Source organism: Pseudomonas sp. RG1 (assembly GCF_025910115.1).
In the GTDB taxonomy this organism is placed as follows: Bacteria; Pseudomonadota; Gammaproteobacteria; order Pseudomonadales; family Pseudomonadaceae; genus Aquipseudomonas; species Aquipseudomonas atacamensis.
On the sequence record NZ_JAPCIK010000006.1, the window covers coordinates 217,381 to 241,650 of the forward strand.

Sequence of the window (24,270 nt, forward strand, 5' to 3'; positions counted from 1 at the left end):
CTTGATCTGGCTGGCTATGAAAGACTAGCGGCCATTCCCGTCGTTCACTGTCTATTTGCGCGCAGTGTGAAAAACTGCCTGCCCCGAGCATCCATGCCTGCCATCGACCATCCGCTGATTGATCAATTCCTCGACGCTTTATGGCTGGAGAAAGGCCTGTCCGACAACACCCGCGACGCCTATCGCAGTGACCTCGCGCTGTTCAACGGCTGGTTGCAGGAGAAAAAACTCGAACTGATCAATGCCGGCCGCGAATTGATCCTCGATCACCTGGCGTGGCGGCTGGAGCAAAACTACAAGCCGCGCTCCACCGCGAGATTTCTCTCCGGGGTGCGTGGCTTTTATCGCTATCTGTTGCGGGAAAAACTGATCAGCGTCGACCCAACGTTGCGCGTCGACATGCCGCAACTGGGGCGGCCGTTGCCCAAGTCGCTGTCGGAAGCCGATGTCGAAGCACTGCTCAAGGCGCCGGATCTGAGCGAAGCCATCGGCCAGCGCGACCGCGCGATGCTGGAAGTGCTGTATGCCTGTGGCCTGCGCGTGACCGAACTGATCAGCCTGACGCTGGAGCAGGTCAACCTGCGCCAGGGCGTATTGCGGGTGATGGGCAAGGGCAGCAAGGAGCGTCTGGTGCCGATGGGCGAGGAGGCGATTGTCTGGGTCGAGCGTTATATGCGTGATGGTCGTGGCGAGTTGCTCGGTGGCCGCCCCAGCGATGTGCTGTTCCCCAGTCAGCGCGGCGAGCAGATGACCCGGCAGACGTTCTGGCATCGGATCAAGCATCAGGCCAAGGTCGCCGGGATCAGCAAGTCGCTGTCGCCGCACACCTTGCGCCACGCGTTCGCCACGCATCTGCTCAATCACGGCGCGGACTTGCGCGTGGTGCAGATGCTGCTCGGGCACAGCGACCTTTCCACTACCCAAATCTATACCCACGTCGCCCGCGCCCGCTTGCAGGACTTGCACGCCAAACACCACCCACGCGGCTGACACATCCCACAATGTTGAAATACTGACCTGTGGCGAGGGGATTTATCCCCGTTCGGCTGCGCAGCAGTCGCAAACCCGGCTGGCTCGATTTGACTGAAAGATCGCGGTGGATGGTTTAGGGCTGCTTCGCAAACCATCGGGGATAAATTCCCTCGCCACAATAATGTGTGTCAGCCACATGTGGTTGTGGGTCAGTTGTACAAGCATGAAGATGTGTCAGTTGCACATGAGTGTGTGGCGACAGGCGCATTCGGCCCTCGTGACCTTATGTGTTAGGCTTTGCCGGTTTGCACGATGGACGGTTATGACCCGGTGTTTCGCACGGGCGTTCTGACCGTTTCATTGGCCCGCCCTCAGGAGTACTCATGCGTCTGACCCAGATTTTCGCTGCCGCCGCCATTGCGTTGGTGAGCACCTTTGCCGTCGCCGACGACGCGGCTGACAAAGCCATTCGTCAAAGCCTGGAAAAACTCGAACTCGAGGTTCCGGTCGAGAGCATCAGTGCCAGCCCGTTGCCTGGCATGTACGAAGTCAAACTCAAAGGCAGCCGCGTGCTGTACGCCAGCGCCGATGGCCAGTACATCGTGCAGGGCAACCTGTATCAGCTGGCGAATGGCAAACCGGTCAACCTGACCGAGAAGACCGAACGCCTGGGCATTTCCAAACTGATCAATGCCATCCCGGTGGCCGAAACCGTTGTCTACCCGGCCGTGGGCGAGACCAAATCGCACATCACCGTGTTCACTGACACCACTTGCCCGTACTGCCACAAACTGCACGCCGAAGTGCCCGAGCTGAACAAGCGCGGCATTGAAGTGCGCTACGTGGCGTTTCCGCGCCAGGGCCTGAATTCGCCGGGTGACGAGCAGCTGCAAGCAGTGTGGTGCTCGAAAGACAAGAAAGCCGCCATGGACAAAATGGTCGATGGCAAGGAAATCAAGGCCGCCAAGTGCGATAACCCGGTTTCCAAGCAATTCGCCCTCGGTCAGTCGATCGGCGTGAACGGTACACCGGCCATCGTTTTGGCCGACGGCCAGGTCATTCCGGGCTACCAGCCGGCGCCACAAGTCGCCAAACTGGCGCTGGGCGCGAAGTAATTCGCATCGTCACGGGCAACCGTTGACGATCGTGGTCCGGCGGCAACAGCGCCGGGCCATCAACAGAGAGCCGCGAGCACGCGGTTGTTTTCCGGCCGACCCTGTGTCGGCCGTTTCATGGGGAGTTCACAGTGAATCCGGTCAAAGTAGGCATCTGTGGGTTAGGGACCGTCGGTGGCGGTACCTTCAACGTACTTCAGCGCAACGCCGAGGAAATTGCTCGTCGTGCCGGGCGTGGAATCGAAGTGGCACAAATTGCCACGCGCACGCCAAAGCCTCAGTTCCAGACGACCGGTATTGCGATTACCAACGATGTCTTCGAAGTGGCCACGAACCCTGAGATCGACATCGTCATAGAGCTGATGGGCGGCTACACCGTTGCCCGCGAGCTGGTACTCAAGGCCATCGAGAATGGCAAGCATGTGGTCACCGCGAACAAGGCGCTGATAGCCGTTCACGGTAATGAGATTTTCGCCAAGGCACGCGAGAAAGGCGTGATCGTGGCATTCGAAGCGGCGGTGGCCGGTGGCATTCCGGTGATCAAGGCGATCCGCGAAGGCCTGTCCGCCAACCGCATCAACTGGGTTGCCGGGATCATCAACGGTACCGGCAACTTCATCCTCACCGAAATGCGCGAGAAGGGCCGTACGTTTGAAGACGTACTCGCCGAAGCGCAAGCGCTGGGTTACGCCGAAGCCGACCCGACCTTCGACGTCGAAGGCATCGATGCCGCGCACAAGCTGACCATTCTGGCGTCTATCGCCTTCGGTATTCCGCTGCAATTCGACAAGGCGTACACCGAAGGCATCACCAAGCTGACCACCGCCGACGTCAACTACGCCGAAGCGCTGGGCTATCGCATCAAGCACCTCGGCGTGGCGCGCAGCACTGACGCCGGCATCGAGTTGCGCGTGCACCCGACGCTGATTCCGGCCGATCGCCTGATCGCCAACGTCAACGGCGTGATGAACGCAGTGATGGTCAACGGCGACGCCGCCGGTTCGACGCTGTTCTACGGTGCCGGCGCTGGCATGGAGCCGACCGCTTCCTCGGTAATCGCCGACCTGGTCGACGTGGTTCGCGCGATGACTTCCGACCCGGAAAACCGTGTGCCGCACCTGGCCTTCCAGCCGGACTCGCTGTCGGCGCATCCGATCCTGCCGATCGAAGCGTGCGAAAGCGCTTACTACCTGCGCATTCACGCCAAGGATCATCCGGGTGTACTGGCGCAGGTGGCGAGCATCCTGTCGGAGCGCGGCATCAATATCGAATCGATCATGCAGAAGGAAGTCGAAGAGCATGACGGCCTGGTGCCGATGATCCTGCTGACCCACCGCGTGGTCGAGCAGCGCATCAACGATGCGATCACCGCGCTGGAAGCACTGGCTGGCGTCGACGGCCCGGTTGTACGGATCCGTGTCGAACATTTGAACTAAAAAGCAGCGGCAAGCTTCGAGCTGCAAGTGGCAAGAGAGAAGCAGTCTGGCTTTTACTTGCGACTTGCAGCTTGCAGTTTGCAGCTCAAACCGAAGGTTTGAAAAAAATGCGATATATCAGTACTCGCGGCCAGGCCCCGGCCCTGAATTTCGAAGAGGTCCTGCTGGCCGGTCTGGCGACCGATGGCGGTCTGTACGTCCCGGAAAACCTGCCACGTTTCACTCAGGAAGAAATCGCTTCCTGGGCCGGCCTGCCGTATCACGAACTGGCCTTCCGGGTGATGCGTCCGTTCGTCACTGGCAGCATTCCGGATGCCGATTTCAAGAAGATTCTCGAAGAAACCTACGGTGTGTTCGCCCACAGCGCCGTTGCGCCACTGCGTCAGTTGAACGGTAATGAATGGGTGCTTGAGCTGTTCCACGGCCCGACCCTGGCGTTCAAGGACTTCGCCCTGCAACTGCTCGGTCGCCTGCTCGATTACGTGCTGGAAAAGCGCGGCGAGCGCGTGGTGATTGTCGGTGCCACCTCTGGTGACACCGGTTCTGCGGCCATCGAAGGCTGCAAGCACTGCGAAAACGTCGACATTTTCATCCTGCACCCGCATCAGCGCGTATCGGAAGTGCAGCGTCGGCAGATGACAACGATCTTCGGCGAGAACATCCACAACATCGCCATCGAAGGCAACTTCGATGACTGCCAGGAAATGGTCAAGAACAGCTTCGCCGACCAGAGCTTCCTCAAAGGCACGCGTCTGGTGGCGGTGAACTCGATCAACTGGGCGCGGATCATGGCCCAGATCGTTTACTACTTCCATGCGTCCCTGCAGTTGGGCGGTCCGGCGCGTTCGGTGTCGTTCTCGGTACCGACCGGTAACTTCGGCGACATCTTCGCCGGTTACCTGGCGCGCAACATGGGCCTGCCGATCAACCAGTTGATCGTCGCGACCAACCGCAACGACATCCTGCACCGCTTCATGAGCGGCAACCAGTACGTCAAGGAAACCCTGCACGCAACGCTGTCGCCGTCGATGGACATCATGGTGTCGTCGAACTTCGAGCGCCTGCTGTTCGACCTGCACGGGCGTAACGGTGCGGCGATTGCCGGCCTGATGGACTCGTTCAAAAAGGACGGCAGTTTCAGCGTCGAGCAAGAGCGCTGGACCGAAGCACGCAAGCTGTTCGATTCGCTGGCGGTGGACGATGCGCAGACCTGCGAAACCATCGCCGACGTCTACGAGCAAACCGGTGAGGTGCTCGACCCGCACACTGCCATCGGTGTGAAAGCCGCGCGCGAATGCCGTCGCAGCCTGGATATCCCGATGGTCATTCTGGGTACTGCCCATCCGGTCAAGTTTCCTGAGGCAGTGGAGAAAGCGGGTGTAGGAAAAGCGCTCGAACTACCTGCTCATCTTTCTGATTTGTTTGAGCGAAACGAGCGCTGCACGGTTCTGCCAAACGACCTGAAAGCCGTGCAAGCCTTTGTCAGCCAGCATGGCAACCGCGGCAAGCCACTCTAAGCCAGTAAAAGCTGTCACATTTTGAAGCCCGTCTCCTGACGGGCTTTTTTGTTTCTGCTGCCACACTGCTCGGGTTTTCACCCACGAAGGACGGGTGAGTCGATCACGAAGGAAATGGCAATGCTGTTTTACAGAGGTTTGAAACCGGCACTGGGCTGGTTGTTTTTGTTGGCGGTGCTGGGGTGGACACACAGCGGCGTGGCAGCGCAAATGGCACTCGATCAGGCCAATGCGTCAGCCAGTGTCCAGGCTATCGAGCTGGATGCGCACGAGCAGCAATGGATACGTGACAACCCCAGAGTGACGGTGGCATCGGTGCAATATCCGTTGTACCTGTTTCAGGACGAACATGGCCAGTGGAGCGGTCTGAACAACGATGTGCTCAAGCGCGTCAGCGCAATGACCGGCCTGCAATTCGAGCACCAGGAATCGTTCTCTACCGACCATATGCTCGATCGCCTGCAAAGCGGGGTCGCGGACATCAGTACGACCTTGGCCATGAGTGATGATCGCAAGGCGTTTCTCGATTTCAGTCATGCTTTTGGAGGGGCAGGCTGGGTTTTTGTCGGACATGCCAATACCCCGCGGGTGGAGTCTTTCGAGCAACTGGCCAAGCGCGTTCTGGTGCTGCCCGCCCGTCATGCCCTGGAGGATGGGATTCGGCGCGATTATCCGTCGATTGAAATACGCTCGGTGAAAACCTACGCCGAAGCGCGGGCGCTGGTCGAGAGCGGTGAAGCCTACGCAACCATCGAAAACGAAATCGGCGCGCAGCTCTATCCGTTGGGCATGCTCAAGGTCGGTGCCCTGGTAGAGGGCAAGTGGGAAGCCGATCATCTGGCTGTACGAAAAGGCATACCGCAACTACTGAGTATTCTCAACAAGGCGCTGGAAGCGTTCCCTGCGGCGGAGTTGCGGGCGATGCGTCTCAAGTGGCTGGCAGGCGTTTCGCCGCCGCCCGTGCCCTCCGTTTGGGAACGGCTGGTCGAGTGGGCATGTTGGGCGATGGGGGTAATCGGCGTTTTCGGAATGCTGTCGCTGGTGTGGAACAGGCGTCTGGCAGCCGTAATCAAGCTGCGCTGCGCAGCGGAAAAGGAGCTGGGTGATCAACTGGCCTTTCAGCACGCCCTGATCGATTCGATGCCGGATCCGGTGTTTGTCCGTGATCTGCACGGGCGCTTGATCATCTGCAATCGCAGTTACGAGGAAGCACTGTCGGTGCGCCTGGACCAGATGCAGGGGCGCCTGCTGATCGAAGTCGATGCGTTTCCGGAAACCACCGCGCGGATGCTGCACGATGAATTCATCGCCCAGTTGCAGACCCGCAAGTCGCGCTTCAGCAAACGACAGCTGCTGTTCAAGGGCGGGTGTCGCGAGGTGTATCAGTGGACCGTGCCGTTTTACAGCGGTGACGGTAAATTGCGCGGCCTGTTGGGTGGCTGGACCGATATCACTCAGCGCAGGACCGAGAGCGGGTGTCGCTGTCTGCAGTAAAGAAGGGAAATGTCCTGCAAGACGCGGCTACTTTTCTGATGGGAGGCTTAAGACGCCTGCCCTAGAGTGAACGACAACTGCGGTGAGAGTCCGCGATGATCGCTCCAGAGGTCGCCCATGCGCTCGCTTAAAGTCCTGATTCTTGAACCCAACCCGTTCCAGCTGATGGCATTGCATCAAATGCTCAATGCCATCGGCATCTACGATGTATTGACCGCGCCTTCGCTGGCGTCAGCCTTGAGTTCACTGGGGCATCGCGGCGCGGTCGATATCGCCATCTGCGATCCGCAGCTCAAGGGTGGCGATGGGCTGGCTTTGATTCATCACCTGGCGGCGCACCATGAGGCGCGTGCCCTGATTCTGCTGGGCTCGGTCGCGCAGAGTTTGATGAGTGATCTGGAGCCGCTGCTCCGCCAGCAACGCCTGCGCCTGCTGGGACGGCTGCAAACGCCGGTTTCGGCGGTGTTGATGAGAGGTCTGCTGGACAGTTATCTGATCACCCCGCAGGAGCTCATCGAGGCCTGAAACCGGCGAATATTTTTCTGTCATCTTCGCCGTGCATGCTCTGTCAGACGCGGACCCGCAAGGTTGGGACGCGACAGGCAGAACTTTCTTCTCGGGCCGGTGGTCATTTAATGTGAACACGCCCCAGGCACTGTGTTTTCGGACTATTGAGTGGAGATCGAGATGGAAAGTATCAGTCTATTGCTCGGTGAGGCTCTGAGCCCGTATCAGGTGACGCTGACCCCTCGCGGCAGCCATGGTGAATGTCTGGTGACGCTGAAGAACAGCAGCGGCGCCATTGTGGTGGAACGCGAATTCAATCAGGCCCAGTTGAGCGACAAGCGCTTGCTGACCGACGTGGTGGACGGCCTGCACCGTGACGTGATGATCGCCGAAGGGCGGTTGGAACCCTGCGTGATTGCGGCGTTGCGCAATGCAGCTCTGGACAAGCGTCCGGCCCTGTAAAGATGAAATATTTTTTGCGGGAACCTTCCTGCATCCCTGTCAGTCAGACCCCATAACAGCGAGATCAAGCATTGTGCTCCGGTGCTTGTCGCTTGCTGCTACGGGTCTCGAAGCAGACCCCGTTTAACCCCGAGTCGTCTCCCCACTTCTCGGGGTTTCTTTTGCCCGGCGTTTGCGCAGTGCGCGGCTTGTTGCTTGAAAAACCGAAGCGCCCGGCGCTGCTCAGATGGCTCCGTCTTCGCGCAGGCGAGCGATTTGCGCCGCGTCGTAGCCCAGATCGCCAAGCACCTGCGCATTGTGTTCGCCCAACTGCGGCCCGACCCATTGGGATGAACCAGGGGTTTCGGAAAGTTTCGGCACGATGCCGGGCATCTTGAAGTCCTTGCCGTCCGGCAGCTTGGCATGCAGGAACATCTCTCGCGCCAGATATTGCGGATCGTTGAACATGTCCTCGGCGCTGAAGATCCGGCTGACCGGTACGTCGGCCTGATTGAGCAAGTCGAGAACAGTCTGCAGTGGTAAGGAATTGACCCAGCGATCAATCACGCCATACAACTCGTCCCGGCGACTGTCGCGCCCGTCGTTACTGGCCAGCAGTGGGTCGTTGGCAAGATCTTCGCGGCCAATCACGAGCATGAAGCGTTTGAAGATCGCATCACCATTGGCACCGATCTGTACATGTTTGCCGTCGGCGCTGGTGTGGATCGAAGAGGGCGTGATGCCCGGCATGATGTTGCCGCTGCGCTCGCGGATGAAACCGAACACGTCGAACTCCGGCACCATGCTTTCCATCATCGCGAAGATAGCTTCATACAGCGCAACGTCGACCACTTGGCCCAGTCCGCCGTTGACCTCGCGATGACGCAGCGCCATCAGCGCACCGATCACGCCCCACAGCGCGGCAATCGAATCACCGATGGAAATCCCGGTACGCACCGGTGGCCGATCTTCGAAACCGGTGATGTACCGCAGGCCGCCCATGGATTCGCCGACCGCACCGAAACCCGGCTGGTCCTTCATCGGCCCGGTCTGACCGAAACCGGACAGGCGCACCATCACCAGTTTCGGGTTCAGCGCGTGCAGGGTTTCCCAGCTCAGACCTAGTTTTTCCAGGACGCCGGGGCGGAAATTCTCGATGAGGATGTCGGCTTCGCCCAGCAGTTGTTTCAGGATCGCCAAACCGTCGGGGTGTTTCAGATTGAGGGTCAGCGACTTCTTGTTGCGCGCCTGGACAAACCACCACAACGAGGTGCCTTCGTACAATTTGCGCCACTTGCGCAGGGGATCGCCGCCGTCCGGCGACTCGATCTTGATCACTTCGGCGCCGAATTCGCCGCAAATGCGCGAGGCAAACGGCCCGGCGATCAGCGTACCCAATTCAATGACTTTCAGACCCGAGAGCGGTTTGCTGGTGAACGGCATGCGAAATCCTGTAGGACAAGGCTGAACGGATACAGGGTTTTAACATAGCCGGCTGTCAGACGCCGCAGCTCGATCGCCATCAATTCGTTGATTGCCTGTGGCATCGGTTAGACTTGCCGACTTTCCTCGTATCAAGAAGCCCGTTCATGGCCCAGCCGTCCACTACCTACAAATTCGAACTGAACCTCACCGACCTCGACCGCAGCGTCTACGAGAGCGTCAAGCAGACCATCGCCCGTCATCCTTCGGAAACCGAAGAACGCATGACCGTGCGGCTGCTGGCCTACGCGCTCTGGTACAACGAGCAGCTGTCGTTCGGCCGTGGTCTGTCAGACGTGGATGAACCGGCCTTGTGGGAAAAGAGCCTGGACGACCGTGTCCTGCACTGGATCGAAGTCGGCCAGCCGGATGTCGATCGCCTGACCTGGTGCTCGCGCCGCACCGAACGCACCAGCCTGCTGGCCTACGGCAGCCTGCGTGTGTGGGAAACCAAGGTGATCCCGGCGATCAAGAACCTGAAAAACGTCAACATCGCCGCCGTCCCGCAGGAAGTGCTGGAGACCCTGGCCAAGGACATGCCGCGCGTCATCAAGTGGGACGTGATGATCAGCGAAGGCACGATCTTCGTCACCGACGATCGCGGTCAGCACGAAGTCCAGTTGCAATGGCTGCAAGGTGAGCGCGGCTGAGGTCGCGACACCGCTGATATTTCCCACGAATCAAAGAGAAGCCTCCGTCGCCCCATGCGTATCGAACCTCGTCAATTGCCTGCCACGTTGCCTTTCCTCGGTGATCTGCCGCCACTGCTGACCCGCCTGTACGCGGCGCGGGGCGTGCAATCGGAAGCGGAGCTGGACAAAAGTCTGGCGCGCTTGATCCCGTTCCAGCAGCTCAAAGGCATTGATGCGGCTGTTGACCTGCTGGTGACGGCATTGGAGCAACGCCAGCGCATTTTGATCGTCGGCGACTTCGATGCGGACGGCGCCACCGCCAGCACGGTCGGTGTGCTCGGCCTGCGCCTGTTGGGCGCGGCGCATGTCGATTATCTGGTGCCGAACCGTTTCGAATACGGCTATGGCCTGACGCCGGAAATCGTCGAGGTCGCGCTGACCCGTGAACCACAACTATTGATCACCGTCGATAACGGCATCTCCAGCGTCGAAGGCGTCGCGGCGGCCAAGCGCGCCGGACTGAAGGTTTTGATCACCGACCACCACTTGCCCGGCGATGAACTGCCGCAGGCTGATGCGCTGGTCAATCCGAATCAGCCAGGCTGCGAGTTTCCGAGCAAAGCGCTGGCTGGCGTCGGGGTGATTTTTTATGTGTTGATGGCCTTGCGCGCACGCCTGCGCAGCCTTGGCTGGTACGAGAGCAAACCGCAACCGAACATCGGCGAACTGCTCGATCTCGTGGCGCTGGGCAGCGTCGCCGACGTGGTGCCGCTGGATGCCAACAACCGCATTCTTGTGCATCAAGGGCTGGAGCGGATTCGTGCCGGCCGGGCGCGGCCGGGGATCAAGGCGATCCTCGAAGTCGCCAAGCGAGAGGCTGCGCGGATCACTTCCACCGACCTGGGTTTTATTGTCGGCCCTCGCCTGAACGCCGCCGGGCGTCTGGACGACATGAGCCTGGGCATCGAATGCCTGCTCACCGCCGACGCCAATCTGGCGCGGGAAATGGCTGCGCAACTGGACGGCATGAACCAGGATCGCAAATCCATCGAGCAGGGCATGCAGCGTGAAGCGCTGGCGCAGCTCAAGGATCTGCCGGTCGAGTCGATGCCGTTCGGTCTGTGCCTGTTCGACCCGGAGTGGCACCAGGGTGTGATCGGCATCCTCGCCTCGCGGATGAAAGAGCGCTATTTCCGCCCGACCATTGCTTTCGCCGATGCCGGTGATGGTCTGCTCAAGGGCTCCGGTCGCTCGGTGCAGGGCTTCCATATTCGCGATGCGCTGAGTGTGGTCGCGGCGCAGCATCCGAACCTGATCGCCAAGTACGGTGGCCACGCGATGGCCGCTGGTCTGACCTTGCCGCAGGAGAATTTTCCGCTGTTCGCCGAGGCATTCGACGCTGAAGTACGTAGGCAACTTCGCGAAGAAGACCTCACCGGGCGCATGTTGTCGGACGGCACGCTGGCCGTCGAAGAGTTCCACCTCGAACTGGCCCGCGCCTTGCGCCATGCCGGGCCATGGGGGCAGCACTTTCCGGAGCCGCTGTTCCATGGCGTGTTTCAGTTGGTCGAGCAGCGCGTGGTTGGCGAACGGCATTTGAAAGTGGTGCTGAAAAGCGAATGCGGTTCGGTGAAGCTCGATGGCATCGCGTTTGGCATTGATCGCGATGTGTGGCCGAACCCGACGATTCAATGGGTTGAACTGGCTTACAAGCTCGACGTTAACGAGTTTCGTGGCAACGAGACTGTGCAGTTGATGATTGCTCATATCGAACCGCGCTGAAGATCAAAAGATCGCAGCCTTCGGCAGCTCCTACAGGGGATCGCATTCCTCTGTTGGAGCTGCCGAAGGCTGCGATCTTTTCTGGAACCCTCCAAGATCCCCGGTTGTCGACTAGGCTCTAAGCACTGCTTGATTGGCCTTGTGACGTCTTGTCGAATTTTTGCCCGCGGGGGCGGGCGCTGCACCCTTTTTCTGTCACTCGTCGACTTTTCAAACAGAACCCTGGAGCCTGCCCACTGATTCGAGAGGTGCCCCATGAGTCTGCTGCTTGAACCCTTTACCCTGCGCCAACTGACCCTGCCCAACCGCATCGCCGTGTCGCCGATGTGCCAGTACTCCAGCGTCGATGGCCTGGCCAACGACTGGCACCTGGTGCACCTGGGCAGCCGCGCGGTGGGCGGTGCCGGTCTGGTTTTCACCGAAGCCACGGCGGTTACCGCCGACGGGCGTATCACCGCCGAAGACCTTGGCCTGTGGAACGACGAACAGATCGAACCGCTGCAACGCATCACTCGCTTCATCACCGCCCAGGGCGCGGTCGCCGGCATTCAGCTGGCCCACGCCGGGCGCAAGGCCAGCACCCACCGGCCGTGGATCGGCAAGCATGGCAGTGTCAAACCCGAGGATGGCGGCTGGACCCCGGTCGGGCCATCGCCGATTGCTTTCGATCCGCAGCACACCCAGCCGAAACAGCTCGATGAAGGGCAGATCGCCGAAGTGATCCAGGCCTTTGTCGACGCGGCCAAACGCGCGCTGACGGCGGGGTTCAGCGTGGTTGAAGTGCATGCCGCGCATGGCTATCTGCTGCATCAGTTTCTCTCGCCGCTGAGCAATCAACGCCGCGATCAGTACGGTGGTTCGTTCGAAAATCGCATTCGCCTGGTGCTGCAAGTCACTGAAGCGGTGAGGGCGGTATGGCCGGAGGAACTGCCAGTGTTTGTCCGCGTCTCGGCGACCGATTGGGTCGAAGACGGCTGGAATCCGGACGAAACCGTGGAACTGGCGCGTCGCCTTCACACGCTGGGCGCCGATCTCATTGACGTGTCTTCAGGAGGGACAGCTGCAAACGCGGAAATTCCGGTCGGACCCGGTTATCAGACGCGCTTTGCCGAGCGGGTACGCAAAGAGTCAGGCATTGCCACCGGCACTGTCGGCATGATTACCGAGCCTGCCCAGGCCGAGCACATTCTGCGTACCTGTCAGGCCGATATCATTTTCCTCGCCCGAGAGCTGCTGCGCGATCCGTACTGGCCGCTGCACGCCGACGATGATCTGGGTGGGCGCAAAGCAGTGTGGCCGGCGCAGTATCAGCGCGCGACCCATCGGGATCAGCCCATTCATGAGTCGGATTTGCGTGATTGATTGAAGGCTGAAGAACAAAAGCCCCGAGCCGGTGATGGTCGGGGCTTTTCTATTCGGCAGAAATTTGCGTTGTCCAGGCGGGCCTCTTCGCGAGCAGGCTCGCTCCCACGGTAGGAATGCGGACCTCTGTGGGAGCGAGCCTGCTCGCGAATGACGCCAGAACAGCCGCCTTAGAACCTCAAGGGTATTTACGCTTGTCCGGCGCCGGCGGGAAGTACTGGTACAACCAGGTCTCGCTCAACGTGCGGTCATTGGTGCGAATGAACAGGCGCAGTTCCACTGGCTCGACGCTGTCATTGGTCGGGTACCAATCGAACAGGATCCGATAACCCTTGATGTCATCCAGCACCAGCACGCTGAAGTCCTGCACCTTGCCGTTGGAACAGGTAATCACTGGCTCGATCCCGGTGCCCTGTGGCAGGCGCTCAAGGCCGCCACCGGTGAAGTCGACGGCAAAACGGCGCGCCCAGACTGGCGGGTAGTGCTCACCCGGCGCCCAGCCCTCGGTGAAACCGCCCATGCCCGAACGCGTCGCGTGCACTCGCGCCAGTGGCGTGCCGACCGGTGGCAGCGCGCTCCAGTACAGCTTGTATCCGTAGTTCAGCGAATCACCGGCAGCCACGGGTTTCTTCGGCGTCCAGAACGCGACGATGTTATCCAGCGTCTCGCCGGTCGTAGGAATTTCCAGCAGATCGATAGAGCCTTCGCCCCAGGCGGTTGTCGGTTCTACCCACAGGCTCGGGCGCTTGCTGTACCAGTCGACAGTGTCCTGATAGTTGGCGAATTCGTGGTCGGTCTGCACCAGGCCGAAACCCTTCGGGTCCTTGTCGGCAAATGCGTTGAATTGCAGCGTCGCCGGGTTGTTCAACGGACGGCAGATCCACTCGCCATTGCCACGCCACATTGCCAGGCGATCGGAGTCGTGGATTTGCGGGTGAATGGTGTCGCACATGCGCCGTTCGTGGGTGCCGCAGCTGAACATGCTGGTCATCGGCGCCACGCCCAGTTGTTCGATGGTGGTACGCGCGTTGATGTGCGCGTCGATTTCCATCACCACGCGCTCGGCCTGGCAGTCGATGTCGAAGCGATACGCGCCAGTGGCGCTCGGCGAGTCGAGCAGGGCGTAGACCACAAAACGCGTGGCGTTCTTGTCCGGCGTCTCGAACCAGAACTTGGTGAAGTCGGGAAACTCTTCGCGCTTCTTCGCGTAGGTATCAATGGCCAGGCCGCGCGCGGAGAGGCCATATTGGCCAGTAGCATCGACCGCACGGAAATAGCTGGCGCCGAGAAACGACACCACGTCATGCCGATCCAGCTCCGGTGCCTTGAACAGTTTGAAGCCGGCAAAACCCAGATCGCCCTTGAGCTGCTGGGTGTCGACCGAAGTGTTCTCATAATTGAATAGCGCCGGGCGGAAATGCACCTCGCGCGCCATGCGCGTCTTCGGATCAACGCTGTACATGCGCACCGGCTGACGGAAACCCATGCCGACGTGGAAAAACTGCACGTCCAGCTGACCTTTGTTTTCCTTCCACAAGGAATGCTCGCCGTCGTAGCGGATCGCGTTGAAATTCTGCGGAGTCATGGTCGCCAGGGTTGGCGGCAACACCTGTTTCGTATCCTGATAGGCATTGCCGGCGAGCTGCTTGGCCTGACGCTTCAACGCTTCGAAATCGAAAGCCTGGGCCTCGCCATCGGCGGCGCCACCATTGGCCGCCCAGGCGCGAGCGGCCAACAGACCCGACGCGGAAAGACCGGTATAGGCCGCAATGGCCATGGACGCTTTGAGCAAATTCCTGCGGTGCATAAATACAACCTGTCGTGTGCAATCCAGCGCCGTTCCTGGCACCTGTCGGATCGGAAATTACGGTTCGGTCATGCCTTCGGCCAAACGCAACGGACTATAAACAGATGCCCGCTAGCTTAATCGGTTCGATTGTCGGGCAAAAAGGCTTGTTTGCGTTGCGTCATCTGGCAATGAAACAAGACATGTCTGTAATTTTTCTGACAGGGCTCTCTGATTTAGAGGGCATATCTGCTTTTTTCGATTAATTACTCTAAAAACCACTTTTCAACGCCGATTTAATTCCTATTCTATGGGCAAGACCGGATACAAGCCTTCGTGCCGGCGGGGCACACGACGCTGCTCGAAGAGGCAGGGCGATGTGAGGTTCAGCAGTTTCTTGACTCAATAGAGAAGGACATCGTCCATGGCAAAAATACAGGGCATCACCGAAATGTTAGGCATCTTCCCTTGCTTGGGCGGCGGGCGCAGAAGACGCCGTCTCAATTCCGAGGAATTGAAGCTGGTGGAACGTTATCGAGAGCTATCGGAAAGCGACCGGATCGCCATGCGCTATCTGGTGGATGCGATGCGGAGTGTTTCGCGGTTTTAGCGTAAGGGCACAGTGAGAGCCTTTTGGCTTTTGCAGTCGCCCATTTATTCAACCTGCCAGCGTCGGCATCGACGATGCCGACGCTAGTTGCTTTAAGCGTTTTTGTTTTGGTGAAGGTGCCGAGGCAAAAATGCTTCGTAGAGCCGGTTTCCGTTCTGGAGCCGAGGTGACACTTTCGCGAGCAGGCTCGCTCCCACAGGGAATAGAGATCAGATGTGGGGGCGAGCCTGCTCGCGAAGTTTCTGGATCCTAGTGCTTGAACATCACATGCCGAACCGTGGTGTAGTCCTCCAGCCCGAGCATAGACATGTCTTTGCCGTAGCCGGACAGTTTCTGACCGCCGTGGGGCATTTCACTGACGAGCATGAAGTGCGTATTCACCCATGTGCAGCCGTACTGCAAGCGCGCCGACAGACGATGCGCGCGTCCCACATCGCAAGTCCACACGGATGACGCCAGGCCGTAGTCCGAATCGTTGGCCCACTCCAGCGCCTGTGCTTCATCGGTAAATTTCGTCACTGAAACCACCGGCCCGAATACTTCACGGCGGACGATTTCGTCATCCTGCTGCGCGTCGGCCAATACGGTTGGTTCGAAGAAGAAACCATCGCCGTCGACAGATTTACCACCAGTGATCAGGCGAATGTGCGGTTGTGCCACGGCGCGTTCGACGAACCCGGCAACACGGTCGCGATGTTGCGCGGTGATCAATGGGCCGAGTTCGGTCGACGGATCGTCCTGCAAGCCGTACTTGATGCTGCTGACCGCCGCGCCGAGCTTTTCGACGAACATGTCGTAGATGCCTTGCTGTGCGTAGATCCGGCACGCAGCGGTGCAATCCTGACCGGCGTTGTAGAAGCCGAAGGTACGTATACCTTCCACCGCCGCGTCGATATCGGCATCGTCAAAGATGATTACCGGCGCTTTGCCGCCAAGTTCCATGTGCATGCGTTTGACGCTATCGGCGGTGCTGGAAATGATGTTGGCGCCGGTGGCGATCGAACCGGTCAGGGAAACCATGCGCACTTTCGGATGATTCACCAGTGGACTGCCCACCGTAGGACCGCGACCGAATACCAGATTGAGCACGCCGGCCGGGAAGATTTCCGACGCCAGTTCGGCCAGACGCAACGCGGTCAGCGGAGTTTGTTCCGACGGTTTGAGCACCACCGTATTACCGGCAGCCAACGCCGGAGCGATTTTCCAGGCGACCATCATCAGCGGGTAGTTCCACGGTGCGATGGAGGCGATTACACCAACCGGATCGCGGCGAATCATCGAGGTATGCCCGGGCAAGTATTCGCCAGCGGCCGAACCGCCCATGCAACGACTGGCGCCGGCGAAGAAGCGGAACACGTCGGCAATCGCCGGAATCTCGTCGTTGAGCGCGGCGCTGTAGGGTTTGCCGCAGTTGTCGGATTCCAGTTTCGCCAGTTCCTCGCCATGGGCTTCGATGGCATCGGCGAGTTTGAGCAAAAGCAGCGAGCGGTCTTTCGGCGCGGTTTGTGACCACTCGACAAAGGCGTTGTCGGCGGCACGCACGGCGGCATCGACCTGGGCTTCGCTGGCTTCGTTGATCTCCACCAGTATTTCGCCCCGCGCAGGATTGAGCACCGGCTGCGCCGGGCCTTCGCCGTCGACCAGTTGGCCGTTGATCAAGAGTCTGGTTTGCATGGGTTTGTCCTCTTTACAGCAACTGTGGTTTTCCTGAATAAACCGGGACCCTGTGGGAGCGAGCCTGCTCGCGAAAGCGCTGTGTCAGTCGACATCAACGTTGGATGTGCCGGCCACTTCGCGAGCGGGCTCGCTCCCACAAGGGAAAACGGTGTCTGTCAGATATTCATTTCCCGCCACTCCCCGCCACGCTCTCGCCCCCTCGCGTCAAGTAATACGCGCCGAGAATCGGCAACATCGTCACGATCATCACCAGCATCGCCACGACATTGGTCACCGGCACATCCCGTGGGCGGCTCAACTGATTGAGCAGCCACAACGGCAACGTGCGTTCATGCCCGGCGGTGAATGTGGTGACGATGATTTCATCGAACGACAACGCAAACGCCAGCATGCCACCCGCGAGCAACGCCGAGCCGAGGTTCGGCAGGATGATGTAGCGGAAGGTCTGCCAGCCGTCGGCGCCGAGATCAATCGACGCTTCGATCAAACTGTGTGAAGTGCGGCGCAGGCGAGCGATAACGTTGTTGTAGACGATCACCACGCAGAAGGTCGCATGGCCGACGATGATGGTGAACATCCCCGGCTCAATGCCCAGCGACTTGAACGTCGCCAGCAAGGCGATCCCGGTGATGATCCCCGGCAACGCGATCGGCAAAATCAGCATCAGCGATATGCCTTGCTTGCCGAAGAAATCGCGCCGGTACAACGCGGCCGAGGCGAGTGTGCCGAGCACCATGGCGATCAACGTGGCGATGGCTGCGATCTGCAATGACAGCTTGATCGCTTCCAGTACATCCGGCCGGGAAAACGCCACGCTGAACCAGTGCAGCGTGAAGCCCTTCGGCGGAAAACTGAACGCCGCGTCTTCTGTGTTGAAGGCATAGAGGAAGATGATCAGGATCGGGAAATGCAAAAACACCAGCCCGCCCCAGGCTGCGACGCGCAAACCTATAGAAGCATGCCCTTGGGATGAAGATTCAGAGCGCATCGAAGGCCCCCAGACGTTTGACGATGGCCAGGTAAACCGCAATCAGCACGATCGGCACCAGCGTAAACGCCGCCGCCATTGGCATATTGCCAATCGCCCCTTGCTGCGCGTACACCATGCTGCCAATGAAGTAGCCCGGCGGGCCGACCAGTTGCGGCACGATGAAGTCGCCCAGGGTCAGCGAAAAAGTGAAGATCGAACCCGCCGCAATTCCCGGAATCGACAAAGGCAAGATCACTTGCATAAAGGTCTGACGCGGTTTGGCGCCAAGGTCTGCGGAGGCCTGCAACAGCGACGGCGGCAAACGCTCCAGCGAGGCCTGGATTGGCAGGATCATGAACGGCAGCCAGATGTAGACGAACACCATGAACCGCCCCAGATGCGAGGTCGACAAGGTGCTGCCACCAACTCCGGGAATCCCCAGAACCATCTGCAACAGCGGCTCCAGACCCAGGTGCTGAACGAACCATTGCGCCACGCCGCCCTTGGCCAGCAGCAGCGTCCACGCGTAAGCCTTGACGATGTAACTGGCCCACATCGGCAGCATCACCGCGATGTAGAAAAACGCCTTGGTCTTGCCCGTGGTATAGCGCGCCATGTAGTAGGCGATCGGAAATGCAAAGATGGCGCTGGCGATCGAGACGACGATGGCCATGCTCAGCGTGCGCAGGATGATGTCAAAGTTCGACGGCTGGAACAGCGCGGCAAAATTGGCCAGCGTCAGGTCCGGCGTGACCGCCATGGTGAAGTCGTCGAAGGTGTAGAAACCCTGCCACAACAGCATCAGCAACGAGCCGAGATAGATCGCGCCGAACCACAGCAGCGGCGGCACCAGCAGCATCGACAGGTACAGGTTGGGCTTGCGATAGAGCAGGTTGGAAAACCTGCGCAGCGATGGCGACGAAGTCGTCGCGAGGGCGCTCATGTCACACCTCGCTCGCCACGTTGTCATGCAGTTCAACCATCGCTTCCCGTGCCCAGCGCGCACTCAGTCGCTGCCCCGTCTGATGTTGCGCGCTGCTGTCGAGCCATTGATTGTTGGCGTGGCTGATGCTCAGGTTCTGGCCGTTTTCCAGCTTCAGTTCATAACGCGTGGCGCTGCCCTGATACTGGATGTCGTGGAGCAGGCCGCTGACTTCGATTTCGTCGCTGGCGAGCGGGCCATCGGCGAAACGCACGTGTTCCGGGCGGATCGAAAACGCTTGCGAATGACCGCTGATGTGCAGCGCCAGATCGCCACGGATCACGTTCGAAGTGCCGACGAATTCAGCGACGAAAGTGGTGGTCGGCTTCATGTACAGATTGCGCGGCGTGTCGACCTGTTCGATGCGGCCGTCGTTGAACACGGCGACGCGATCGGACATCGACAGCGCTTCGGTCTGATCATGGGTGACGAAGATAAAAGTGATGCCGAGCTGGCGTTGCAGTTTCTTCAGTTCGCTTTGCATCTGTTCGCGCAGTTTCAGATCCAGCGCACCGAGCGGCTCATCGAGCAACAGCACGCGCGGGCGATTGACCAGAGCGCGGGCGAGGGCGACACGCTGGCGCTGGCCACCGGACAACTCCACCGGTTTGCGCGCGCCGTAACCACTGAGGGCGACCATGTCCAGGGTTTCTTCGGCACGTTTGTGACGTTCGGCCTTGCCGACACCTTTGACCTTCAAACCGTAGGCGACGTTATCAAGCACGTTCATGTGCGGGAACAGCGCGTAGTCCTGAAACACTGTGTTGACGTCACGTTGATATGGCGGCAAACCGGCCGCTTCGGCGCCGTGGATGCGGATCGATCCGGCGCTCGGTTGCTCAAAACCGGCAATCAGGCGCAGGCAAGTGGTTTTGCCCGAACCCGAGGGGCCGAGCATGGAAAAGAACTCACCGTCCTCGATGTCGATGGAAACCCGGTCAACGGCCTTCACCTCACCGAACTGCCGGGACACGTTGGTGAACTGGACTGCAAGTGGCATGTTGTGTTGCTCCCCAAAAGGCGAGGGCTGTCGCGCCTGCTCGGCCTTACTGCTGGAAAACCTGAATCTTAAGAGCTTCGCGAGCAGGCTCGCTCCCACAGGAGGAATACAATCCAATGTGGGAGCGAGCCTGCTCGCGAAGAGACTTTAACGGCCGCCCATGATCGCGATGTAGTCCTGCGTCCAGCGGCTATACGGTACGAACTTGCCGCCCTCAGCCTGTGGGGTTTTCCAGAAAGCGATCTTGTCGAACTGATCAAAACCATTGGTCTTGCAGCCCTCAGCACCGAGCAGCTCGCTTTCCTTGCACGCTGCTGGCACCGCCGGCAACGAACCAAACCACGCCGCCACATCACCCTGGACTTTCGGCTTCAGCGACCAGTCCATCCACTTGTACGCGCAGTTCGGATGCTTGGCCTCGGCGTGCAACATGGTGGTGTCGGCCCAGCCGGTGGCGCCTTCTTTGGGGATAGTCGAGGCGATCGGCTGCTTCTCGTTGATCAGGCCGTTGACCTGATACGGCCAGGCGCTGGATGCGACCACACCTTCGTTTTTGAAATCGCTCATCTGCACCGTGGTGTCGTGCCAGTAGCGGTGAATCAGCGGCTGCTGCGCGCGCAATAGATCGAGCACGGCTTTGTACTGCGCTTCGGTAAGCTGATACGGGTCGTCGATGCCCAGTTCCGGCCTGGCGGTCTTCAGATACAAGGCTGCGTCGGCAATATAGATCGGCCCGTCATACGCCTGCACACGACCCTTGTTCGGCTTGCCGTCGGGAAAATTCTGCGCGTCGAACAACACGTTCCAACTGGTCGGCGGTGTCTTGAACACATTGGTGTTGTACATCAACACGTTCGGACCCCACTGGTACGGTGTGCCATAAGTCTGGCTGTTGACCACGTACCACGGCGCATCCTTGAGGCGCGGGTCGAGGGTGTTCCAACTCGGGATCAACGCGGTATTGATCGGCTGCACACGCTTGCCGGCGATCAACCGCAGCGACGCATCACCGGACGCAGTGACCAGGTCATACCCGCCCTTGGCCATCAGGCTGACCATTTCATCGGAGGTCGCCGCTGTCTTGACGTTGACCTTGCAGCCGGTTTCCTTCTCGAAACCGCTGACCCAGTCGTAGGCCTTGTCGCTCTCGCCACGTTCGATGTAACCCGGCCACGCCACGATATCCAGCTGACCTTCGCCAGCGCCGACAGCCTTCAACGGCTCGGCGGCCTGCAAACTGGCGCTGGCCAGGATGGCCGTGGTGATTGCACTGAGCAGTGCGGTCTTGTGCACGAACATGGTTGATCCCTCTTTTTCATATTATGGTCGGGGCAGTTGTGAACGCGGTGCAGCATGCCGTTGGCGGCTTGTTATCAGCGTAGTCAGAAGGCCGAAGCGGGGCGGGCGATCTCGATTACGGCGGCGGATATTGTTTCGCCCGGCTGAAGTGTAGATGGGTTTTTCCAAGGTCAGCTGCGCACTTCAATCCAGAGCGCGAGCAACATCTCGAAGCACACTCGCGGGGCGGGTCCGGGCACTTTCGAACTAGGCTGAGGGCCTTAGATCCGGATAACCCAAGTTTGGAGACGGAACATGAACACCCGTGGATTGCTCGATCAACTGCTCAAGTCCGGGCAGGAAATGCTGCAGAACAAGACTGGCGGCGCTTCCAGCAAATCGGCTGCCAGCGGGCTTGGCGGCTTGCTCGGTGGCTCGTCTGGCTCCAGCGGCCTCGGCGGCCTGCTCTCCGGCGCGGGTGGCGGCGCATTGGCCGCAGGCGCGATGGGCCTGCTGCTCGGCAATAAAAAGGTCCGCAAGGTCGGCGGCAAAGTCGCGATCTACGGCGGCCTCGCTGCGCTGGGCGTACTGGCCTACAAGGCCTACGGCAACTACAACGCCCAAAAAGGCAGCGCACCCCAACGCGAACCGCAAACCCTCGACCGCTTGCCACCCGCTCAAGTCGAGCAGCACAGCCAGGCAATCCTCAAAGCCTTGGTCGCCGCCGCCAAAGCCGACGGCCACATCGACGAGCGCGAGCGCGAACTGATCGAAGGCGAATTCACGAAGCTCGACAACGATCAGGAACTGCAACACTGGCTCCACGCCGAACTCAACAAACCCCTCGACCCCACCGACGTCGCCCGCGCGGCGAGCACGCCGGAAATGGCGGCGGAGATGTACATCGCCAGTGTGATGCTGGTGGATGAGGAGAATTTTATGGAGAAGAGCTATTTGGATGAACTGGCACGGCAGTTGAAATTGGAGCCGGGGTTGAAGGTGGAGTTGGAGAGGCAGGTGCGGTTGGCTGCCGATTGATTCTATGGGGTGAGAAATCGCAGTGTTGTGCTGCGATTTTTCCTGAGTCGCCTAATGACGCTTCAATAAAGATTGAGCTTGGAAAGCTGTTTTAAATCTGTTCCATTGTTGAGCAGCGATTGTACTCAAGTCTCCATCATAAACTCTTCAATTTTTTCAATAAATTCGATTTTGCTGTTGGTCCTGAATTCAGATAGAAAAATTTCGGAGTTTTTAATCGGATTACCTCTTTTATCGTATTCGATCGTTAGCATGTCGATCACAAACTCTCCGTCGGGATCCCCTTCGGGCTCGACTCTCGTGTCAAAGCAATGGCCGGTACTCTGGCGGACTCCTCCGATCAGTACCGAACTAGAGAACCAGTTGCAAGTCTCCGGTGTCAGATCCATCTCAAACAGATTGTTGATTGTTATTGTCCAGCCGCTTGGTACTCTGATAGGTTGGAGCTTGTATTCGAGTTTTGATCTCATTGGGTCTCTTCAAATCTTTGCATTCGTGAATACTTTGCTCTGATCATTCAAACGATAATCGTGCTCACTGCAGCGTTGAATAAATGCGCTGGCAAGTATCAATTTTTTTTACTTTAATTTGTATTCGAATTTCTCATCTAAGCCCAGGGATATGTCCTGATTTTTTGTTCGCTCGAATATAGCTATTATTTTTTTAAACGTTTCACCCATGCTTTGTTCAGATTCTTTCGAATTTTTCCATACTATTTCAATCGGGCGCTCCACGTCCGTACTGAGCAAATCCCACAGAGAGTTTAGGTTGTTTCCATAGTACTGAGCCACGGAAAATGCAAAAGCTATACGCTTATGGAAATCTTGCTCGGAAGAAATGGATAGGCCGTCAAGTTCAATTATCATTCAGGTTATTTCCACTTTCCTATTGGGCTGACAGTTTCATAATTGGGGAAAATTTTTCGCTGATGATTTTTTGATCTTGGATTGGTCGCTGAGTGACGTATCATGTTAATGAGCTCGGTTGCAGTTTTTGATATTCTTTAACCGGTTTGTCGCTATAGTAACTTCCCATTTTTTGTAGATAAATCAAGGTAAATTCAATGTTTGTGAGTGCTTTCAGAGTATCTTCGATGATGAGTGTGAATATCCTGTTTTTATATTTGTTTTCTCTGATTGAATGGCGCAAATGGGGGCGGATTTATTTCAATAGAAAATCGATTTTCCCTGTTTTTCTGCTATGTGTCATGTTTAAGTGGTCTCGCTAAAATTGATTTCGCCCTCGCTGCTTATGCAACCTATCAAACTAAACTGCTCGGAGAAAAAATAGGTGTGTTGCGGTATTTCAGAAAATATCATCATTATTTTTTTAAGATCGGCGGTGTGGAATTTGTAAGCATTCTCTGTTAGCGAGTCGCCGATAAAGGTAATCTCAGTTATTTTGAGATCTTTTGCTTTTTCTGAAATTGCTTCAATGGCTTTGTTTATAGTGTTTTTTGAATGCGATGTGCTGTTGGGGAGTGAGCTCCAAGCAATTTTTGATCCAATAAACGGAAAATTTCCATTGATATGTGAGACGGCGTTGTCATGCGCATCATTGTTAAGTTTCATGTAGTTAATGCTGGATTCTAACAATTCTTTCTCAAGTTCTTCGTCGAAGTAGCTCATTTTTTAAATGCCTTTAGTAATTTTAATACGGTTTTTTCGCTTGCATTGAAAAGGTAATGTGGTGCTGGCTTTTTTCCTGACCAAACGTTTATATGTGCGCCGCTTCTTTCATCATATTCGATTCGATAGCCAGTCTTGCCGTCAGCGGTTTGCATGCCTACAACCTTCCCGGCATTTGTCCCAAACTTCCCAATGGTTGGCTTTTCTGCTTTGAATCCATTGCTTTCAAGCCATTCAAGTGCCTTATTGCGCGCTTGCTCGAAATGCTCAAATTTAAGTGTCTCGCCAACCTCGGGCGGGGTCGTTTTTTGCGGAGGCTTTTTCGGAGTGGCACCCTTTGTCTGTTTACACACCAGCCCCAACGGATCCACCCACCCCGTAGGGTTAGGCACGTACTGGTAGCTGTTCAACCCACCCGCAAGCTTGATCGGGTCCGGCGTCAAGAACCGTCCAGTCCCCGGATTGTAGTAGCGGTGGCGGTTGTAATGTAAGCCTGTCTCGGCGTCGAAATACTGACCCTGGAAGCGCAACGGGTTATCAATTTCGCTGACATCCAGCGCC

At 58.2% G+C, this 24,270-nt stretch carries 23 protein-coding genes; 12 read left to right on the top strand and 11 right to left on the bottom strand.

Annotation, left to right across the window (positions count from 1 at the left end):
* Positions 1 to 93 precede the first annotated feature (93 nt).
* From xerD to OK411_RS06080, 7 genes are all read left to right on the top strand, one after another.
* Positions 94 to 990 (top strand): site-specific tyrosine recombinase XerD, encoded by an 897-nt coding sequence (gene xerD / locus OK411_RS06050; RefSeq protein WP_024011721.1) that lies wholly within the window; start codon positions 94 to 96, stop codon positions 988 to 990.
* 365 nt (positions 991 to 1,355) lie between these two features.
* On the top strand, positions 1,356 to 2,087 hold the full coding sequence (gene dsbC / locus OK411_RS06055; protein WP_016771534.1) for a bifunctional protein-disulfide isomerase/oxidoreductase DsbC: 732 nt from the start codon (positions 1,356 to 1,358) through the stop codon (positions 2,085 to 2,087).
* A 131-nt stretch (positions 2,088 to 2,218) separates the two neighbouring features.
* Positions 2,219 to 3,523 (top strand): homoserine dehydrogenase, encoded by a 1,305-nt coding sequence (locus tag OK411_RS06060; protein WP_024011722.1) that lies wholly within the window; start codon positions 2,219 to 2,221, stop codon positions 3,521 to 3,523.
* A gap of 107 nt (positions 3,524 to 3,630) precedes the next feature.
* Positions 3,631 to 5,040 carry a threonine synthase gene (thrC, locus tag OK411_RS06065; RefSeq protein ID WP_024011723.1) on the top strand — a complete coding sequence of 470 codons (1,410 nt, stop codon included), beginning with the start codon at positions 3,631 to 3,633 and terminating at the stop codon, positions 5,038 to 5,040.
* 120 nt (positions 5,041 to 5,160) lie between these two features.
* Positions 5,161 to 6,534, top strand: coding sequence for a transporter substrate-binding domain-containing protein (locus tag OK411_RS06070; protein ID WP_264364575.1), 1,374 nt, complete (start codon positions 5,161 to 5,163; stop codon positions 6,532 to 6,534).
* Positions 6,535 to 6,651: 117 nt separating this feature from the next.
* On the top strand, positions 6,652 to 7,059 hold the full coding sequence (locus tag OK411_RS06075) for a response regulator (protein ID WP_016771531.1): 408 nt from the start codon (positions 6,652 to 6,654) through the stop codon (positions 7,057 to 7,059).
* 162 nt (positions 7,060 to 7,221) lie between these two features.
* Complete coding sequence (locus tag OK411_RS06080) at positions 7,222 to 7,503, top strand: DUF3509 domain-containing protein (protein ID WP_016771530.1); 282 nt, start codon at positions 7,222 to 7,224, stop codon at positions 7,501 to 7,503.
* Between the two features lie 222 nt (positions 7,504 to 7,725).
* On the opposite strand, the gene OK411_RS06085 is transcribed toward OK411_RS06080, so the two are convergent.
* Positions 7,726 to 8,925 (bottom strand): CaiB/BaiF CoA transferase family protein, encoded by a 1,200-nt coding sequence (locus OK411_RS06085; RefSeq protein WP_264364576.1) that lies wholly within the window; start codon positions 8,923 to 8,925, stop codon positions 7,726 to 7,728.
* A gap of 146 nt (positions 8,926 to 9,071) precedes the next feature.
* Between OK411_RS06085 and OK411_RS06090 the strand changes: the two genes are divergently transcribed.
* The 3 genes from OK411_RS06090 to OK411_RS06100 all read left to right on the top strand — a co-directional run bounded on the left by OK411_RS06090 (position 9,072) and on the right by OK411_RS06100 (position 12,740).
* Positions 9,072 to 9,614 (top strand): YaeQ family protein, encoded by a 543-nt coding sequence (locus OK411_RS06090; protein ID WP_083366913.1) that lies wholly within the window; start codon positions 9,072 to 9,074, stop codon positions 9,612 to 9,614.
* 54 nt (positions 9,615 to 9,668) lie between these two features.
* Positions 9,669 to 11,378 (top strand): single-stranded-DNA-specific exonuclease RecJ, encoded by a 1,710-nt coding sequence (gene recJ, locus OK411_RS06095; protein ID WP_016771527.1) that lies wholly within the window; start codon positions 9,669 to 9,671, stop codon positions 11,376 to 11,378.
* 255 nt (positions 11,379 to 11,633) lie between these two features.
* On the top strand, positions 11,634 to 12,740 hold the full coding sequence (locus OK411_RS06100; RefSeq protein ID WP_039759093.1) for an NADH:flavin oxidoreductase/NADH oxidase: 1,107 nt from the start codon (positions 11,634 to 11,636) through the stop codon (positions 12,738 to 12,740).
* Positions 12,741 to 12,918: 178 nt separating this feature from the next.
* On the opposite strand, the gene OK411_RS06105 is transcribed toward OK411_RS06100, so the two are convergent.
* Positions 12,919 to 14,547 carry a glucan biosynthesis protein D gene (locus tag OK411_RS06105; protein WP_071174494.1) on the bottom strand — a complete coding sequence of 543 codons (1,629 nt, stop codon included), beginning with the start codon at positions 14,545 to 14,547 and terminating at the stop codon, positions 12,919 to 12,921.
* Between the two features lie 403 nt (positions 14,548 to 14,950).
* Between OK411_RS06105 and OK411_RS06110 the strand changes: the two genes are divergently transcribed.
* Positions 14,951 to 15,136: a hypothetical protein gene (locus tag OK411_RS06110; protein WP_016771524.1), complete on the top strand. Its 186-nt coding sequence runs from the start codon at positions 14,951 to 14,953 to the stop codon at positions 15,134 to 15,136.
* 249 nt (positions 15,137 to 15,385) lie between these two features.
* Here the strand turns inward: OK411_RS06110 and OK411_RS06115 are convergent, their stop codons facing one another.
* The 5 genes from OK411_RS06115 to ydcS form a co-directional block, all read right to left on the bottom strand.
* Complete coding sequence (locus tag OK411_RS06115) at positions 15,386 to 16,810, bottom strand: gamma-aminobutyraldehyde dehydrogenase (protein ID WP_136492014.1); 1,425 nt, start codon at positions 16,808 to 16,810, stop codon at positions 15,386 to 15,388.
* 166 nt (positions 16,811 to 16,976) lie between these two features.
* Positions 16,977 to 17,801, bottom strand: a complete 825-nt coding sequence (locus OK411_RS06120; RefSeq protein WP_264364577.1) for an ABC transporter permease — start codon at positions 17,799 to 17,801, stop codon at positions 16,977 to 16,979.
* The gene (locus OK411_RS06125; RefSeq protein ID WP_136492016.1) at positions 17,791 to 18,726 is read right to left on the bottom strand and encodes an ABC transporter permease; all 936 of its coding nucleotides are present in this window, start codon (positions 18,724 to 18,726) and stop codon (positions 17,791 to 17,793) included. Before OK411_RS06125 ends, OK411_RS06120 begins: the two co-directional genes overlap by 11 nt.
* A 1-nt stretch (position 18,727) precedes the next feature.
* A complete protein-coding gene (locus OK411_RS06130; protein ID WP_136492017.1) occupies positions 18,728 to 19,765 on the bottom strand; it encodes an ABC transporter ATP-binding protein in 1,038 nt (345 codons plus the stop codon).
* A 147-nt stretch (positions 19,766 to 19,912) separates the two neighbouring features.
* On the bottom strand, positions 19,913 to 21,064 hold the full coding sequence (ydcS, locus tag OK411_RS06135; protein ID WP_136492018.1) for a putative ABC transporter substrate-binding protein YdcS: 1,152 nt from the start codon (positions 21,062 to 21,064) through the stop codon (positions 19,913 to 19,915).
* A 294-nt stretch (positions 21,065 to 21,358) separates the two neighbouring features.
* Here ydcS and OK411_RS06140 point away from each other — a divergent pair, with 294 nt between their 5' ends.
* Positions 21,359 to 22,081 carry a tellurite resistance TerB family protein gene (locus OK411_RS06140; RefSeq protein WP_136492019.1) on the top strand — a complete coding sequence of 241 codons (723 nt, stop codon included), beginning with the start codon at positions 21,359 to 21,361 and terminating at the stop codon, positions 22,079 to 22,081.
* A gap of 125 nt (positions 22,082 to 22,206) precedes the next feature.
* On the opposite strand, the gene OK411_RS06145 is transcribed toward OK411_RS06140, so the two are convergent.
* From OK411_RS06145 to OK411_RS06160, 4 genes are all read right to left on the bottom strand, one after another.
* Complete coding sequence (locus tag OK411_RS06145) at positions 22,207 to 22,551, bottom strand: hypothetical protein (protein WP_136492020.1); 345 nt, start codon at positions 22,549 to 22,551, stop codon at positions 22,207 to 22,209.
* Positions 22,552 to 22,659: 108 nt separating this feature from the next.
* Complete coding sequence (locus OK411_RS06150) at positions 22,660 to 22,947, bottom strand: barstar family protein (protein ID WP_136492021.1); 288 nt, start codon at positions 22,945 to 22,947, stop codon at positions 22,660 to 22,662.
* Positions 22,948 to 23,292: 345 nt separating this feature from the next.
* Positions 23,293 to 23,709 (bottom strand): hypothetical protein, encoded by a 417-nt coding sequence (locus OK411_RS06155; RefSeq protein WP_136492022.1) that lies wholly within the window; start codon positions 23,707 to 23,709, stop codon positions 23,293 to 23,295.
* The coding region (locus OK411_RS06160; protein WP_319636905.1) for an RHS repeat-associated core domain-containing protein at positions 23,706 to 24,270 on the bottom strand (565 nt) is incomplete at its 5' end. The genes OK411_RS06160 and OK411_RS06155, both read right to left, overlap by 4 nt.

Coding starts and splice junctions, on each gene's coding strand:
- xerD (WP_024011721.1), top strand. CDS start 94: ATGCCTGCCATCGACCATCCGCTGATTGATCAATTCCTCGACGCTTTA.
- dsbC (WP_016771534.1), top strand. CDS start 1,356: ATGCGTCTGACCCAGATTTTCGCTGCCGCCGCCATTGCGTTGGTGAGC.
- thrC (WP_024011723.1), top strand. CDS start 3,631: ATGCGATATATCAGTACTCGCGGCCAGGCCCCGGCCCTGAATTTCGAA.
- OK411_RS06070 (WP_264364575.1), top strand. CDS start 5,161: ATGCTGTTTTACAGAGGTTTGAAACCGGCACTGGGCTGGTTGTTTTTG.
- OK411_RS06075 (WP_016771531.1), top strand. CDS start 6,652: ATGCGCTCGCTTAAAGTCCTGATTCTTGAACCCAACCCGTTCCAGCTG.
- OK411_RS06080 (WP_016771530.1), top strand. CDS start 7,222: ATGGAAAGTATCAGTCTATTGCTCGGTGAGGCTCTGAGCCCGTATCAG.
- OK411_RS06085 (WP_264364576.1), bottom strand. CDS start 8,925: ATGCCGTTCACCAGCAAACCGCTCTCGGGTCTGAAAGTCATTGAATTG.
- OK411_RS06090 (WP_083366913.1), top strand. CDS start 9,072: ATGGCCCAGCCGTCCACTACCTACAAATTCGAACTGAACCTCACCGAC.
- recJ (WP_016771527.1), top strand. CDS start 9,669: ATGCGTATCGAACCTCGTCAATTGCCTGCCACGTTGCCTTTCCTCGGT.
- OK411_RS06100 (WP_039759093.1), top strand. CDS start 11,634: ATGAGTCTGCTGCTTGAACCCTTTACCCTGCGCCAACTGACCCTGCCC.
- OK411_RS06105 (WP_071174494.1), bottom strand. CDS start 14,547: ATGCACCGCAGGAATTTGCTCAAAGCGTCCATGGCCATTGCGGCCTAT.
- OK411_RS06110 (WP_016771524.1), top strand. CDS start 14,951: ATGGCAAAAATACAGGGCATCACCGAAATGTTAGGCATCTTCCCTTGC.
- OK411_RS06115 (WP_136492014.1), bottom strand. CDS start 16,810: ATGCAAACCAGACTCTTGATCAACGGCCAACTGGTCGACGGCGAAGGC.
- OK411_RS06120 (WP_264364577.1), bottom strand. CDS start 17,801: ATGCGCTCTGAATCTTCATCCCAAGGGCATGCTTCTATAGGTTTGCGC.
- OK411_RS06125 (WP_136492016.1), bottom strand. CDS start 18,726: ATGAGCGCCCTCGCGACGACTTCGTCGCCATCGCTGCGCAGGTTTTCC.
- OK411_RS06130 (WP_136492017.1), bottom strand. CDS start 19,765: ATGCCACTTGCAGTCCAGTTCACCAACGTGTCCCGGCAGTTCGGTGAG.
- ydcS (WP_136492018.1), bottom strand. CDS start 21,064: ATGTTCGTGCACAAGACCGCACTGCTCAGTGCAATCACCACGGCCATC.
- OK411_RS06140 (WP_136492019.1), top strand. CDS start 21,359: ATGAACACCCGTGGATTGCTCGATCAACTGCTCAAGTCCGGGCAGGAA.
- OK411_RS06145 (WP_136492020.1), bottom strand. CDS start 22,551: ATGAGATCAAAACTCGAATACAAGCTCCAACCTATCAGAGTACCAAGC.
- OK411_RS06150 (WP_136492021.1), bottom strand. CDS start 22,947: ATGATAATTGAACTTGACGGCCTATCCATTTCTTCCGAGCAAGATTTC.
- OK411_RS06155 (WP_136492022.1), bottom strand. CDS start 23,709: ATGAGCTACTTCGACGAAGAACTTGAGAAAGAATTGTTAGAATCCAGC.